General features: G+C 59.8%; 16 protein-coding genes. 11 read left to right on the plus strand and 5 right to left on the minus strand.

Going from position 1 to position 13,169, the window contains the following annotated elements:
* Position 1 precedes the first annotated feature (1 nt).
* Genes ascR through ascN form a run of 5 tightly spaced genes read right to left on the minus strand, consistent with a single transcriptional unit; the run spans position 2 to position 5,170 of the window.
* Positions 2 to 655: a SctR family type III secretion system export apparatus subunit AscR gene (ascR, locus tag ONZ54_RS04335; RefSeq protein ID WP_271787543.1), complete on the minus strand. Its 654-nt coding sequence runs from the start codon at positions 653 to 655 to the stop codon at positions 2 to 4.
* Complete coding sequence (gene sctQ / locus ONZ54_RS04340; protein WP_271787544.1) at positions 652 to 1,578, minus strand: type III secretion system cytoplasmic ring protein SctQ; 927 nt, start codon at positions 1,576 to 1,578, stop codon at positions 652 to 654. The genes ascR and sctQ overlap by 4 nt, the downstream gene beginning before the upstream one ends.
* Entirely contained in the window at positions 1,575 to 3,383 is a 1,809-nt protein-coding gene (locus ONZ54_RS04345; RefSeq protein WP_271787545.1) for a type III secretion system needle length determinant, read from the minus strand. The genes sctQ and ONZ54_RS04345 overlap by 4 nt, the downstream gene beginning before the upstream one ends.
* Positions 3,384 to 3,389: 6 nt before the next feature.
* Entirely contained in the window at positions 3,390 to 3,851 is a 462-nt protein-coding gene (gene sctO / locus ONZ54_RS04350; protein WP_271787546.1) for a type III secretion system stalk subunit SctO, read from the minus strand.
* Positions 3,848 to 5,170, minus strand: coding sequence for a SctN family type III secretion system ATPase AscN (ascN, locus tag ONZ54_RS04355; protein WP_271787547.1), 1,323 nt, complete (start codon positions 5,168 to 5,170; stop codon positions 3,848 to 3,850). The genes sctO and ascN overlap by 4 nt, the downstream gene beginning before the upstream one ends.
* Before the next feature lie 195 nt (positions 5,171 to 5,365).
* Between ascN and sctW the strand changes: the two genes are divergently transcribed.
* Genes sctW through aopB form a run of 11 tightly spaced genes read left to right on the plus strand, consistent with a single transcriptional unit; the run spans position 5,366 to position 13,158 of the window.
* A complete protein-coding gene (sctW, locus tag ONZ54_RS04360) occupies positions 5,366 to 6,379 on the plus strand; it encodes a type III secretion system gatekeeper subunit SctW (protein WP_271787548.1) in 1,014 nt (337 codons plus the stop codon).
* Positions 6,360 to 6,641 carry a TyeA family type III secretion system gatekeeper subunit gene (locus ONZ54_RS04365; RefSeq protein ID WP_271787549.1) on the plus strand — a complete coding sequence of 94 codons (282 nt, stop codon included), beginning with the start codon at positions 6,360 to 6,362 and terminating at the stop codon, positions 6,639 to 6,641. The genes sctW and ONZ54_RS04365 overlap by 20 nt, the downstream gene beginning before the upstream one ends.
* Complete coding sequence (gene acr2, locus ONZ54_RS04370) at positions 6,638 to 7,009, plus strand: SycN family type III secretion system chaperone Acr2 (protein WP_271787550.1); 372 nt, start codon at positions 6,638 to 6,640, stop codon at positions 7,007 to 7,009. The genes ONZ54_RS04365 and acr2 overlap by 4 nt, the downstream gene beginning before the upstream one ends.
* Positions 7,006 to 7,371: a type III secretion apparatus assembly protein SctX gene (sctX, locus tag ONZ54_RS04375; RefSeq protein ID WP_271787551.1), complete on the plus strand. Its 366-nt coding sequence runs from the start codon at positions 7,006 to 7,008 to the stop codon at positions 7,369 to 7,371. Before acr2 ends, sctX begins: the two co-directional genes overlap by 4 nt.
* Before the next feature lie 2 nt (positions 7,372 to 7,373).
* Entirely contained in the window at positions 7,374 to 7,718 is a 345-nt protein-coding gene (gene ascY / locus ONZ54_RS04380; protein WP_271787552.1) for a type III secretion system chaperone AscY, read from the plus strand.
* The gene (gene sctV / locus ONZ54_RS04385) at positions 7,651 to 9,816 is read left to right on the plus strand and encodes a type III secretion system export apparatus subunit SctV (RefSeq protein WP_271787553.1); all 2,166 of its coding nucleotides are present in this window, start codon (positions 7,651 to 7,653) and stop codon (positions 9,814 to 9,816) included. Before ascY ends, sctV begins: the two co-directional genes overlap by 68 nt.
* The gene (locus ONZ54_RS04390) at positions 9,813 to 10,256 is read left to right on the plus strand and encodes an LcrR family type III secretion system chaperone (protein WP_271787554.1); all 444 of its coding nucleotides are present in this window, start codon (positions 9,813 to 9,815) and stop codon (positions 10,254 to 10,256) included. Before sctV ends, ONZ54_RS04390 begins: the two co-directional genes overlap by 4 nt.
* A gap of 36 nt (positions 10,257 to 10,292) precedes the next feature.
* Positions 10,293 to 10,580 carry a type III secretion protein gene (locus ONZ54_RS04395; protein WP_271787555.1) on the plus strand — a complete coding sequence of 96 codons (288 nt, stop codon included), beginning with the start codon at positions 10,293 to 10,295 and terminating at the stop codon, positions 10,578 to 10,580.
* Between the two features lie 9 nt (positions 10,581 to 10,589).
* Entirely contained in the window at positions 10,590 to 11,492 is a 903-nt protein-coding gene (locus ONZ54_RS04400) for a virulence-associated V antigen (RefSeq protein ID WP_271787556.1), read from the plus strand.
* Between the two features lie 9 nt (positions 11,493 to 11,501).
* A complete protein-coding gene (locus ONZ54_RS04405) occupies positions 11,502 to 12,005 on the plus strand; it encodes a SycD/LcrH family type III secretion system chaperone (protein ID WP_271787557.1) in 504 nt (167 codons plus the stop codon).
* On the plus strand, positions 11,986 to 13,158 hold the full coding sequence (gene aopB / locus ONZ54_RS04410; RefSeq protein WP_271787558.1) for a type III secretion system translocon subunit AopB: 1,173 nt from the start codon (positions 11,986 to 11,988) through the stop codon (positions 13,156 to 13,158). Before ONZ54_RS04405 ends, aopB begins: the two co-directional genes overlap by 20 nt.
* Positions 13,159 to 13,169 lie beyond the last annotated feature (11 nt).

The following is a 13,169-nucleotide window of genomic DNA, read 5'->3' on the forward strand; positions in this document are numbered from 1 at the left end:
CCTAGCCTCCGTAACTGGTGACCAGCCCGTGGGTGAGGCGGGCCCAGCCATCGAGCAACACGAACAGCAGCAACTTGAAGGGGAGCGAGATGGTCATGGGGGAGACCATCATCATCCCCATCGCCAGCAGAATGTTGGAGATGATGAGATCGATGGCGATAAAGGGCAGATAGATTAGAAACCCTATTTCGAAGGCGCGGCTCAGCTCGCTTACGGTAAAGGCAGGCAGCAGGATCAGCAGGCTGTCGGGCTCCAGCCGGTCGGCATATTCGCTAGGCCAGAGCTGCTTGGTGCTGTCGATGAAAAAGGCGTGCTCCCGCGGCTTGATCTGCTTTTTTAGAAAGGCGCGGTAGGGGGCCATCCCCTCGTCGAGAAACTTTTCCACCGATTCGGATTTGGCCAGCGACACGTCGTTCTGGCGAAGGTAATCCTGAGTGGCAAAACCGACCGGCGCCATCACATAAATGCTGAGGATGATGGCCAGCCCGTACATTGCCATGTTGGGGGGGATCTGCTGCACCCCGAGGGCGTTGCGCAGTAGCGAGAAGACCACCGCCAGCTTGAGGAAGGAGGTTGCCATCACCGCTATAAAGGGGAGCAGAGCCAGCAGCGCTAGCCCGAAGATAAGGTTTAGCTCGTCCGGCAGCTGGATCATGACGGCGACTCGCTCTTGAGGCTTTCGACCCGTACCCCGAGTCGCCCCTGGATCTCCACCAGCCGGCCACTGCCGAGCAGGTGACCGTTGCTGATGATCCGCACCTCGCCATCGATGGGGGTGCCGAGATCGATGAGTGAACCCGGTTGCAGGGTGGTGAGGGCGTGCCAGTCCAGTGTCTGGCGGCCCACTTCAAAGGTGACCTGCACCAGCAGGTGCTCGAGCTGGGTGGCATCGAGGGCGTCATCGGGGGCTGCGTAGTGCATAGCGGTTAGTTCCAGATGTTGTTGATTAGGTTGGCAGTAGGCAAATGGGCGCTCCTCGATGCAGACCAGCAGTTGCTGGCCGAGCAAGGGGCTCGGCGGTGGCAGCAAGACATCGCCGCAGCTCAGCGCCTCAAGCTCGCTGATTGCAACGCGCATCGTCCTCCACTGAAGGGAGAGGGTGAGCGGTAGCTGTAAGCGCTGCAGGCTTGGTCGTGGGGGCAGTTTGCCAAACAGCGGGCCTGGCTCGGCCAGCCAGAGGGCGAGGGTAGCCCCCTCTCGCTTGAGCAGCAGTTGCAGCGCAGCCTCACCGGCCGCTTCGCAGGTGGCGAGTGGGGACAGCGCCGAACAACTGAGGCCGCCAAGTGGTTGCCCGAGGCGCTCGATCAGCGCCAGTTGCAGCGATTCTGGCAGACTGAACAGGGCTGCCTGCTGCAAGTCCTGCGCAAGCCAGTGGGCCAGTTCGGTGCAATGGCAAAACAGCGGCAGGGAGAGCCCTTGCCACTGCAGTTGCAGCCGGCAGTCGAGGGAAGCTGGCTGCTGCGCGATGGCGAGTGTGAGCTCGCCGCCACTCCAGCAATAGGAATGGCGGTAGTGGCTGAGGCGCTGCTGCAGGGTCAGCTCCGCCGGTGAGGCGGAGGGAAAGGCAATCGATGTCATGCGTCGGCATCCCACTCGTCATAGATGGATCGTTTCTGGCGTGACCCTTGTTCGCTGTCGCTTCGTGTAAAGAGGTTAAAGGCGACCTGTTCGCCGGGGTAGAGGCGTTGCAGGCGGTCGATCAGCTCGCCGCGTCCCTGATTGAGCAGCTTGGAGCCCTGCTCGCTGGCCAACATCTCCACTTGCAGCGAGCCCTGATGGTGCTCGATGCTAATGACAAGCTCCCCGATCGCCGGCAGGGTGAGCTGGAGCATTGGTGGGCGCTCCGGGCGGCCCAGTTCAAGGTGAATATCCACCGCTAGTCGGCTGAGCAGCTGACCCAGCTCGTGATGATCGAAGCGGGGTGCAACCCGTGCCAGCAGCAGGTCCCCCTGTGTTGCCGCGAGAGGCGGAACCCGGATGGCCGAGCCGGCAAAGATCTCTTGACCAAGCAGCTCTTCCTCGCTGGTCACTAGTGCCTGTTTGGTTGGCTCATCTGCTGTTTGCTGCCGTTCACCCACCTCAGGCCGGGCGGCCAGCACGCTTTGTTCCTGCTGCTTGTGGCTCTTGGCCAGCGTACTACTCCCCAGGGGCTTTTCATCCTGTGGTTGCTTGGTGAATCCTTCGATTGACATCTCGGCTAGTGGCAGGCCAGAGGCATATTTATTGCCTCTATCATGAGCGTCTGGCTCGGCAGCGACAGGTAGCTTGTGGCTCTTGGCCAGCGTACTACTCCCCAGGGGCTTTTCATCCTGTGGTTGCTTGGTGAATCCTTCGATTGACATCTCGGCTAGTGGCAGGCCAGAGGCATATTTATTGCCTCTATCATGAGCGTCTGGCTCGGCAGCGACAGGTAGCTTGTGGCTCTTGGCCAGCGTACTACTCCCCAGGGGCTTTTCATCCTGTGGTTGCTTGGTGAATCCTTCGATTGACATCTCGGCTAGTGGCAGGCCAGAGGCATATTTATTGCCTCTATCATGAGCGTCTGGCTCGGCAGCGACAGGTAGCTTGTGGCTCTTGGCCAGCGTACTACTCCCCAGGGGCTTTTCATCCTGTGGTTGCTTGGTGAATCCTTCGATTGACATCTCGGCTAGTGGCAGGCCAGAGGCATATTTATTGCCTCTATCATGAGTGTCTGGCTCGGCAGCGACAGGTAGCTTGTGGCTCTTGGCCAGCGTACTACTCCCCAGGGGCTTTTCATCCTGTGGTTGCTTGGTGAATCCTTCGATTGACATCTCGGCTAGTGGCAGGCCAGAGGCATATTTATTGCCTCTATCATGAGTGTCTGGCTCGGCAGCGACAGGTAGCTTGTGGCTCTTGGACAGCGTACTACTCCCCAGGGGCTTTTCATCCTGTGGTTGCTTGGTGAATCCTTCGATTGACATCTCGGCTAGTGGCAGCAACTTGGCCTGATCCACTCGTGTAGTCTCACGCCCTTGTTGTGCAGTTGATGCCAATATACCCTCGGGTATCTGCGAGGACGTACTGGGGAGCTGCTGGGATTCCTGCAGATCATCGTTTACCTCCAGCTTGTCGTTCAGGGCTTTGCTGCGCGTGGTCGGCCGTGCCAGCCCTCTGTCCACCAGCTCCTTCTCCTTGTCCGCCACTTTGCTGCTGGTAAATGGAACCGCTGGCTCTGCCCGACGGTTCTCATCCTGTTTGCTGGGTTTGTCGAGCAGGGCTTTGTTGTCACGTGCTCTCTGTTGTGCGAGCGCCTGCTCGAAACGCTGCTGCAGCACCTGATCCGCCTTGAGCGGTTCGAACGGCAAGCCTTGCTGTTCGTCAGCAACCCGGGTATCTGTGCGGGGGGCGGTGAGTCGGTTCATCTCTGGTTACATCCTGATCTGCTGGCGGAACTCTTCCTGTTCCTGCTCTTCGTTGTAGTCGAGCAGTGCTTGCCGGGCGGCCAGCTCCTGCCTGTGTAATTCGGCGAACTTCTCCCGCTGCTGGCGGGCGCAATACTCCGTCTGTTGGCACGCCTGCAGACGGGTGCGTTCTTCGATCACCTGTTCACCCTGTTCGGCAGCCAGTTGCTCAAGGTGGGCCTCTTTCGCTCGCAGTAGGGCCACCTGTTGTTGCCACGCTTTGAGCCCCTTGCGATCGAGTTGCTCCGCCTGACAGATGGCAAACAGGCGCGCCTCCTCGGCAAGGCGCCACTGGCGGTAGTCGAGGCTTTCCTGCTCAGCTTCGCGCTGGCGGATGCGGGCGAGTTGCACCCGAGCCTGTTGTGCTGTGAGCTGCTGCTCGGCCCGCTCCAGCCGCACCTGCTTTATCTGTTGCAGGCGGCCAATCATTGGGTCAGCGCTTCCAGAGTTGCGAGCGATTCGAGCAGGGTGCTCGGTTCATGGGTGTCCTGTTTGAGCCACTGTCGGATTGCCTCGATACGGGCGATCGCCTCGTCGGCCACCTTGTCCTGCCCCTTCTGGTATTCGCCGATCTGCAGCAACAGTTCGACCTCTTCGTACTTGGCCAGCCAACTGCGTAGCCGACCGGCTTGCATCTGATGCTCGGGCGCGATGATCTGGTTCATCACCCTGCTGGCGGAGCGCAGCACGTCGATGGCCGGGTAGTGGTTGGCCGCCGCCAGCTTGCGCGAGAGAATAATGTGGCCATCAAGGATGGAGCGGGTCTCGTCGGCTACCGGCTCGGTCATGTCATCCCCCTCCACCAGCACGGTATAGAGGGCGGTGATGGAGCCCTTGTCCGACTGACCGGCCCGCTCCATCAGTCGAGGCAGGGCGGCAAACACCGATGGCGGGTAGCCGCGCCGGGTTGGCGGCTCGCCTGCGGCCAGACCAATCTCGCGCTGAGCGCGGGCGAAGCGGGTGACGGAGTCCATCAATAGCAGCACCCGCTTGCCCTGATCCCGGAAATATTCGGCGATGGAGGTGGCGACAAAGCCCGCCTTGGCGCGCTCCATGGCTGGTCGATCCGATGTGGCCACCACCAGTACCGCCTTTTTAAGTCCCTCTTCCCCCAAATCTGCTTCGATAAACTCCCGCACCTCCCGGCCCCGCTCACCGATGAGCGCCAGCACGGTGACATCCACCTCGGCGCTGCGAATAAGCGAGGCCAGCAGGGTGCTCTTGCCCCCCCCCGCGGCAGCGAAGATCCCCATCCGTTGCCCCTCGCCGCAGGTGAGTAGACCGTCGATGGCGCGAATGCCCAGTGAAATGGGTTGTTCGATCCGCTTGCGGCTCATGGGGGATGGGGCATCGCGATAGACCTGATACCAGGCCGCAGGCTCATGCTGCTGGCCGCCGCCAAAGGGGTTGCCCAGACCATCCAGCACCTGACCGAGCAGGTGCTCGCCGACCCCGACCTGATGCATGGCGCCGGTCGGGCTCACCTCGGTATTGGAGGATATGCCGAACATCTCGCCAAGGGGGGTGAGCAGTGCCTGATGCTGGGCAAAACCGATGACCTCCGCCTGTAGGGAGAGGGTGTTGTCGGGGTTGCGCAGATGGCAGAGCTCACCGATGCGCACGCCGGGCACTACCGCTTTGAGCAGGGTGCCGGTCACCTGGGTGACCCGGCCACGGATCTGTATCAGGCGGCACTCGTCGATAGCGTGGCGAAGCTGGCCTGTGATGTTGTCGAGCGAGAAGAACATTGGGAGATCTGCACCATTAAAACGGGTGGCAACTATAAGCGATGAGGGCGAGCGGGGATTTCAGCGCAAGTCGGGACTTTTTAGAAAAGCGTTACGAGCCGGCTAAAAATTCACGACCGATTTTGGCATGGGCACCAGAGGGCGATTTGTATAATCCCATCAACTTTAATCGACCCATTTATTACGGGATCCGCCATGGCCACTATCAACCAGAGTAATGAGATTGCAGCCTACACTGACGCTGCGAACCGGTCTGCATCTGCTACTGATGCGGCCAGATACCCCCTTAGCACCCAGCAGGGAAGTTTTCAGGGAGAGCGGGTGGTGCTGATCCCCAACGGGGTGAACGGGTTGCAGGCCAACCCGGCCAACCCGGCCAACCCGGCCAACCCGGCCAACCCGGCCAACCCGGCCAATCAGGCCAACCCGGCCAATAATGTGGATAATCTGGAGGAGATAACCTTCGCTCCCACGTTAGCAAGGGGTCAAAAGCGCCCCAGCCCGGCAGGAAAGAAGGGTAAGGGACTAAGAGTAAGTGACCGCAATGCCCGCATCGGCAAGATAAAAGAGTTGGTTGATGGTTATATCAAGAAATTGCCATTGATTGAGCGTCAGATGAGGCTAAGGGAGGTAATGAACTACCTCGATAACCTCGATAGTAGCTTGCCGACAAAGCTACCCGAACTGCTGGCCAGCCTCACGGGCTACTCAGAGGAGGTGAGCCAGCAGTACTTGGCACTTAGCCTCGCCCGCGAGACTCTTGCCGAGCGCCCCGAAATGCGGGGTACGCTGACGTTGGTAGAGCAGGCGCTGGGCAAACTGGCCGATGAGCAGGGCAGAGCCATCGTGCTTGGCGTTCGTATTACCGGTCCGGCGCAGGAGGCCGCCCGCGAGGGGGCCGGCTCTGAGCAGGAGCTGCGGGTTTACTATTGCAAGAATGTGGTGCAGGACTACCCCGGCCTCTCTGCCGCCTGGCGCGATATTCACAGCCGCTTTGGCAATGGTGCCCTGGAGAAGGTGATCAGCTTCATGATCAAGGCCCTCGGTGCCGATCTCGACAGTAAGCAGCCTTTGCTCGACCGGGTCAAAGTGACGCTGCTGATCAACGATATGAATACGCTGCAGCAGCTCAGAACCTTCTCAGAGCAAGTGGACGAGCTGTGGAAGCGGGTGAAGGAGGGGGGGGGCTATGGCATACGGGCCTTCTGATCTGATGGGGGATCTCATCGAGTTGGTGGAGAAGCGTTGGTCTTCGGTGTACGACGTAGAGCAAATCGGCGTCGCTATGGAGCTGAAGCAGACACACCAGCAGGTGCAGCTCTATCAGGAGCTCAAGCGGTTGATCCGCCTGCTGCCGGTGGATCTTTTTAGCGAGGAGGATCAGCGCCAGAACCTGTTGCAGTGTTGTCAGGGCGCGCTCGATAACGCCATCGAACGGGAAGAGGATGAGTTGTCCGGAGAGTCGTCATGAACTGGCTTGAACCTCTGCTGGTACAGTTTTGCCAGGATTTGGGCATCACCATCGGGGATGGCCCCCACTACTTGATCCAACTTGAACTGGAGCAGAGCGGTACCCTGCAACTGGAGCGTCATCAGGGGCAACTGACTTTTTGGCTTGCCCGCACGCTGCCGTGGCATCAGAGCGGTGAGGCCATTCGCCGCGCCATGAGTTTTACCGCCGCCGCCCAGGCGCCCGCCCTGCCGGTGCGCTGTGGCTGGCTGGGGGAGGATCGGCTGATCCTCTTCGTAACCCTCGATGAGCGGGCGGTGACCCTACCGCTGCTCCATCAGGCGCTGCGCACCCTGACCCGACTGCAACATGACGTGGTGGCGCCATGATCCGGATCACAGCGGCCCATATCGGAATTGAGCAGCTCAGCGCCATCTGCCTCGACGATCAGGAGCAGAGCCTGCCTGGGCGCTACGCCCTGCTGCCGGATGGCAAGTGCATCGAACCTCACATCAGCAGGCTTTATCCCGCCAATCTGGTAGAGCGCACCCTGTATGACTTCGCCACCCCGGTTCACTATTTTCCCGGCCTGCTGCGCCCGCGCGACTTTACACAGGCGATGGCGGGGTTGTGGACCGTGCTGGAGGCCGGGACAACCCCCGAGTTGAAGGCAGCTAGTGAGCTGCTGAAGCAACTGATCGGGGACGAACAACTGATGCAGATGACTCTCCATCTGCTGCACAAGGTATGACCATGATCATCTCGTCACAGCAGCAGGATGCGCTGCTGCTTACCGGCTGGCTGCACCTGCAGTATGGCCACGCGGATCGTGCCCGCATCCTGCTGGTAGCGTTGCTGCAGATGCATCCCGACAATCAGGCGGCCCGCCGCACCCTGCTGGTGGCCCTGCTCAGACTGGGTCTTGGCGAGGAGGCGCTCGGTCATGCCGATCTGCTGATGGCGGAGGGGGAGGCCGATGGTCCGCTCTGGCTCTGCCGCAGCCGCGCCTACCAGCTGGCAGGAAGACTGGATGAAGCCCGTTTCGCCTATCAACAATATCTTGAACTGGAAGAGCAGAATGAACCAACGCTCCCTTGAGCTGATGCGCCGGATTGGCGAGCGCAAGGACATCATGCTGGCGGTGCTGCTGCTGGCCATCGTTTTCATGATGGTGCTGCCGCTGCCGCCGGTGGCCCTCGATATCCTGATCGCCATCAACATCACCATCTCGGTGGTGCTGTTGATGATGGCGGTCTATATCAACTCGCCGCTGGAGTTCTCCGCCTTTCCGGCGGTGCTGCTCATCACCACCCTGTTCCGGCTTGCCCTCTCGGTGAGCACCACCCGGATGATCCTGTTGCAGGCCGATGCGGGCCAGATCGTCTACACCTTCGGCAACTTCGTGGTGGGGGGCAATCTGGTAGTGGGGATCGTCATCTTCCTCATCATCACCATCGTCCAGTTTCTGGTTATCACCAAGGGATCGGAGCGGGTAGCAGAGGTAAGTGCCCGCTTCTCTCTCGACGCCATGCCCGGCAAGCAGATGAGTATCGATGGCGATATGCGTGCCGGGGTGATCGATGTCAACGAGGCTCGCGAGCGGCGCAGCGTCATCGAGAAGGAGAGCCAGATGTTCGGCTCCATGGATGGTGCCATGAAGTTTGTGAAGGGGGATGCCATCGCGGGCCTCATCATCATCTTCGTCAACATTCTCGGTGGGGTCACCATAGGGGTCAGCCAGAAGGGGTTGTCGGCGGCCGATGCGCTGCAGCTCTACTCCATCCTGACGGTGGGGGACGGTATGGTCTCCCAGGTGCCGGCGCTGCTGATCGCCATTACCGCGGGCATCATAGTGACCCGGGTATCGTCCGAGGAGTCTACCGATCTCGGTTCCGACATCGGCGCCCAGGTGGTGGCCCAGCCCAAGGCGATGCTGATAGGCGGCCTGTTGCTAGTGCTGTTTGGCCTGATCCCGGGCTTCCCCATGATCACCTTCTTCTCGCTGGCCGCCGTGGTGACGGCAGGGGGCTACTTTATCGGGCTGCGCCAGCGCAAGGCGCAGAGCCAGCAGAGCCAGGATCTGCCCACCATGCTGGCGCAGGGGGCCGGCGCTGCTGCCGCCCGCAGCAAGCCGAAGGCGGGCAGTAAACCCCGTGGCAAGCTGGGTGAAAAGGAGGAGTTCGCCATGACGGTGCCCCTTCTGATCGATGTGGATGCGGCCCTGCAGGCCGAGTTGGAGGCCATTGCCCTCAACGACGAGCTGGTACGGGTGCGCCGCGCCCTCTATCTCGACCTTGGGGTGCCTTTCCCGGGCATTCATCTGCGTTTCAACGAGGGGATGGGGGCGGGTGAATACCTGATCCAGCTGCAGGAGGTGCCGGTCGCCCGCGGCCAGCTGCGGCCGGGCCATCTACTGGTGCAGGAGAGCTCTGCCCAGCTCAATCTGCTGGGATTTTCCTACGAGGAGGGGATACCGCTGTTGCCAGGGCAGCCCACGCTCTGGGTGGCTAGCGAACATCAGGCACGACTGGAAACCTCCCGCCTTGCTGCGTTGACCCCGGATCAGGTGATGACCTGGCATCTCTCCCACGTGCTGCGCGAATACGCTGAAGACTTTATTGGCATTCAAGAGACCCGCTATCTGCTGGAGCAGATGGAAGGGAGCTATGGCGAGCTGGTGAAGGAGGCGCAGCGGATCATTCCGTTACAGCGGATGACCGAGATCTTGCAACGGCTGGTGGGGGAGGACATCTCCATCCGCAACATGCGCGCCATTCTGGAGGCCATGGTGGAGTGGGGCCAGAAGGAGAAAGACGTGGTACAGCTCACCGAGTACATCCGCAGCAGCCTCAAACGCTACATCTGCTACAAATATGCCAACGGCAACAACATATTGCCTGCCTATCTTCTCGATCAGCAGGTGGAGGAGCAGATCCGCGGTGGCATTCGCCAGACCAGCGCCGGTAGCTATCTTGCCCTCGATCCCACCGTGACCCAGGGCTTTCTCGATCAGGTGCGCCACACCGTGGGGGATCTCACCCAGATGCAGAACAAGCCGGTGCTGATTGTCTCCATGGATATCCGCCGCTATGTACGCAAGCTCATCGAGGGGGATTACTACGCCCTGCCGGTGCTCTCCTATCAGGAGCTGACCCAGCAGATCAATATCCAGCCGCTTGGCAGGGTCTGCCTATGAGCGGCGATCCGCTCATCCCGTGGCTGCAGGCTCACGGCGTGACAGTGACTCCTCACCATCTCGGGGAGACCCCGATCCAGCTCGGCAATGGATTGCACTATCGCCACATCTATCTCGCCTGGCGTGTCGATAGCGACACTCGCCGAGTTTGGATCCTGCTGCTGCGCCGTGAGGGGGAGCGGGGCGGCGGGTTGGCCAACCCCTTCGCCGCGCTCTACCTGCTGGCCGAGGCCACACGGGCAGTGCTGGGGGCAGGTTACGAGCTCTACGGCAACGTTGATGTGTTTCGTGGCAGTCGCCTTAGCGGTGAGCGGCTGGGCCGCTTCTATCGCCACTGGACCGGTGCCAGCGAACCCGAACCTGGCTGGTTTGCTCTCGCGGTTGAACAGGTCTGCTCCCTGCGCGAGATGCGAAAACGACAAAAGCACGGCCTTGCGTGACAGGCAAGCCCAAAAAGGACTCATAGAATAGGAGTCATGATGAAACAACCCCGTTTTGCCCACCATAGCGATGTCATCGAGCGAGCCGAACAGGCCATCGCCGACAGCGAACAGCGTAATGCCATGCTGCAGGAGATGCTGGCTGGCCTTGCCCTTTCGCAGCAGACCTGTCAGCTGCTGTTCGAGGCACCCGGCGAGCAGGTCGCCGTAGCTGAACAGGAGTTGCTGGCAGAGTTTCGCCGCAGGCAGGCGATGTTACCGGAGCAGCAGGGGGAGAGCCGCAAAAGCCGGCGCCCGACCATGATGCGCGGACTGATGATTTAAGGAGACGTGATGAGCATTATCTCTGACTACACCCGCAACCAGAACCAGATAAACAGTTGGTTGGACGCAGCGCCATCCCCTCTACAGGGCAAACAGCAACAGCTGGTCGAGCTGTTAGCAAGTAAAGGGATCTCGATCAGCAAAGATGATTTCACGCGGCTCACACTGCCCCAGCTGGAACAGCTTGTATCTCGTCATTTCACTACTGACAGTGCTCTCGACAAGATGCTGGCAACATTCAAGCAGCCAGATTCGCCCACGACCCTGACCTCTTTGGCTGCGCTGGCGGCACTGAACGATGATCTCTGGCCGGTTATTGAGACCCCTTTAAATGACCGTCTCATCAGCATCTTTAAAGAGGTAATGGGAGTTCAGGACGACAAGCGCAAGGGGCTCACTGATGAGATCAGGAAGCTTACCACCGAGCTGAAAATCTACTCGGTGATCCAGTCAGAGATCAATAAGGTGCTCTCATCTACCCCCGAAAATAGTAAGGATAAACTGGTATTTTCGCCCGTAACACTCAACCTGGAGGATTACCGCCACTACGGTTATGACTCCCATGAAGCGTTCACCAAAGGGCCTGAATATGACCTACTAAAAGATATGAGTAAGGATAGTTGGGGGGGTAGTAAATATGTTAGTGCCCGTACGTTCCTCGAGAGCGACAAGAAACAGAGCGGTGCCATGAAAAATGTCGAAGTATTCTACGCTTACGACAAGGACAACAACAAGCTGGGCAACTTTGCTACCAGCGTGAGTGACCGCTCACGTCCGCTCAATGATCTGGTGAGCGAGAAGACCACCCGACTCAACGATGTTAGCTCCCGTTACAACTCGGCCATCGAAGCCCTCAACCGTTTTGTCCAGAAATACGACAGCATCATGCGCGACATTCTTGGCGCCATTTAAGGAGATCACATGCAGACCGATACCACTCTGGCCCCGGAGTATGAAGCTGAACTGGAGGCCTTCCTCGCCGATGGCGGCACCATCGCCATGTTGAAGGATATCTCCGCCGATAGCCTGGAGCAGCTCTATGCGCTGGCATTCGGTCAATACCAGGCGGGCAAGTGGCAAGATGCACACAAGATTTTTCAGGCCCTCTGCATGCTGGATCACTACGAGCCGCGCTATTTCCTCGGGCTTGGTGCCTGCCGTCAGGCGATGTGCGAGTACGAAACGGCAGTTCAGAGCTACAGCTTTGGCGCCATGCTCGATTTGAAAGATCCCCGTTTCCCGTTTCATGCAGCCGAGTGCCGGTTGCAACAGGGGGATTTAACCGGGGCCGAGAGTGGCTTCCACTCGGCCCACCTGCTGGCGGGCAGCGACCCGCAGCTGGCTGATCTGGCGGCAAGCGCCAAGGTCATGTTGGAAGCCATCGCAACCAGAAGGGATCAGCAAGATGAACCCGATCAGCAATGAAAGAAGCGTTTCCCCGCAGGGAAACATCGGCAATGTGGCGGGCTTGCAGCCTGCTGCCGAGCCGCGCAGTGAAACCCGGCTCGATGCCACTGTTATACAGGAGGGCGGCGTAGTCTCCAGCGCGGGTGTCGCTCTGCCCCCGCCGCTGGCAGCCAGCAATGATCGTCCCGGCCAGAATGTGATGGCAGAGATCCGCGGGTTGGTCAGCGCGACTGTGGAGAACAACAGCAAGCTGCTGCCCCGTGTCGGCGCCCTGGTGACGGCAGCCTTCACCTCGCCGGCCGCCTTCGAGATTGAGCTTGGCATGCTCACCAGTAAACTGGAGCAGACCCAGACCAAGCTTAAGCTCGATGATGTCCGCCGCGCTCGTGAATTGAACGAGAAGAAGATTGGCGAGAACCAGGAGAAGATCGAAGAGGCTCAGCAGAGTGCCACGGAGGCCAAGAAAGCGGGCATCGTCGGCAAGGTTTTCGGCTGGATCAGTGCCATCGCTTCTGTGGTCATCGGAGCCATCATGGTGGCGACCGGGGTGGGCGCCGTCGCAGGTGCCCTGATGATCGCCGCCGGCGTGGTCGGCATGGTCAGCATGTCGGTGCAGCATGCCGCCGAAGCGGGGCTGATCTCGAAAGAGGTGATGAAGCATCTGGGTCCTGCCCTCATGGGGATCGAAATAGCCCTTGCTGCCATCTCTGTGGCGGCCAGTTTTGGCACCTCTATCGGCAGTATCATTACCAAGGTCGGGGCCAAGATCGGCGGGAAGGCTGCGGAGATGAGTGCCAAGTTGGTGACCAAGGCTGGTGAACTGGCGGCGAAAATGGCAGCCAATAGCACGGTTAAAGCCATGACGATGACTGGCCAGGGAGCCAAGGTGATGCAGTTGGGCACACAGGCTACCGACGTGGCGCTCAATGTGAGCGGTGGGGTGACCAAATCGGTTCAGTCATCCAAAGAGTCTGCTGCGCTTAATGCGCAGGCAGATTTGCAGCAGAACAAGAGCGAGATGACCCAGCTGCAGGAGGTGATCGATAAGATCAAGGACGCACTCTCTCAGGTAATGGAGGCGTTCCAGCAGACCATGGAGATGATCTTCCAGATGCTCAGCGCAAGGGACAAGATGATGAGAGATATTGCCAGCAGACCGGCCACCACATAAGGACATTGTCA

This window comes from Aeromonas salmonicida (assembly GCF_028355655.1).
GTDB lineage: Bacteria > Pseudomonadota > Gammaproteobacteria > Enterobacterales > Aeromonadaceae > Aeromonas > Aeromonas salmonicida.

What these genes read in the sequence shown, in the direction of transcription:
- sctO (WP_271787546.1), bottom strand. Translation starts at nt 3,851, where the DNA reads ATGATTGGCCGCCTGCAACAGATAAAGCAGGTGCGGCTGGAGCGGGCC.
- sctQ (WP_271787544.1), bottom strand. Translation starts at nt 1,578, where the DNA reads ATGACATCGATTGCCTTTCCCTCCGCCTCACCGGCGGAGCTGACCCTG.
- ascR (WP_271787543.1), bottom strand. Translation starts at nt 655, where the DNA reads ATGATCCAGCTGCCGGACGAGCTAAACCTTATCTTCGGGCTAGCGCTG.
- aopB (WP_271787558.1), top strand. Translation starts at nt 11,986, where the DNA reads ATGAACCCGATCAGCAATGAAAGAAGCGTTTCCCCGCAGGGAAACATC.
- ONZ54_RS04345 (WP_271787545.1), bottom strand. Translation starts at nt 3,383, where the DNA reads ATGAACCGACTCACCGCCCCCCGCACAGATACCCGGGTTGCTGACGAA.
- ONZ54_RS04400 (WP_271787556.1), top strand. Translation starts at nt 10,590, where the DNA reads ATGAGCATTATCTCTGACTACACCCGCAACCAGAACCAGATAAACAGT.
- acr2 (WP_271787550.1), top strand. Translation starts at nt 6,638, where the DNA reads ATGAACTGGCTTGAACCTCTGCTGGTACAGTTTTGCCAGGATTTGGGC.
- sctV (WP_271787553.1), top strand. Translation starts at nt 7,651, where the DNA reads ATGAAGCCCGTTTCGCCTATCAACAATATCTTGAACTGGAAGAGCAGA.
- ascN (WP_271787547.1), bottom strand. Translation starts at nt 5,170, where the DNA reads ATGTTCTTCTCGCTCGACAACATCACAGGCCAGCTTCGCCACGCTATC.
- ONZ54_RS04405 (WP_271787557.1), top strand. Translation starts at nt 11,502, where the DNA reads ATGCAGACCGATACCACTCTGGCCCCGGAGTATGAAGCTGAACTGGAG.
- ONZ54_RS04365 (WP_271787549.1), top strand. Translation starts at nt 6,360, where the DNA reads ATGGCATACGGGCCTTCTGATCTGATGGGGGATCTCATCGAGTTGGTG.
- ONZ54_RS04395 (WP_271787555.1), top strand. Translation starts at nt 10,293, where the DNA reads ATGATGAAACAACCCCGTTTTGCCCACCATAGCGATGTCATCGAGCGA.
- sctX (WP_271787551.1), top strand. Translation starts at nt 7,006, where the DNA reads ATGATCCGGATCACAGCGGCCCATATCGGAATTGAGCAGCTCAGCGCC.
- sctW (WP_271787548.1), top strand. Translation starts at nt 5,366, where the DNA reads ATGGCCACTATCAACCAGAGTAATGAGATTGCAGCCTACACTGACGCT.
- ONZ54_RS04390 (WP_271787554.1), top strand. Translation starts at nt 9,813, where the DNA reads ATGAGCGGCGATCCGCTCATCCCGTGGCTGCAGGCTCACGGCGTGACA.
- ascY (WP_271787552.1), top strand. Translation starts at nt 7,374, where the DNA reads ATGATCATCTCGTCACAGCAGCAGGATGCGCTGCTGCTTACCGGCTGG.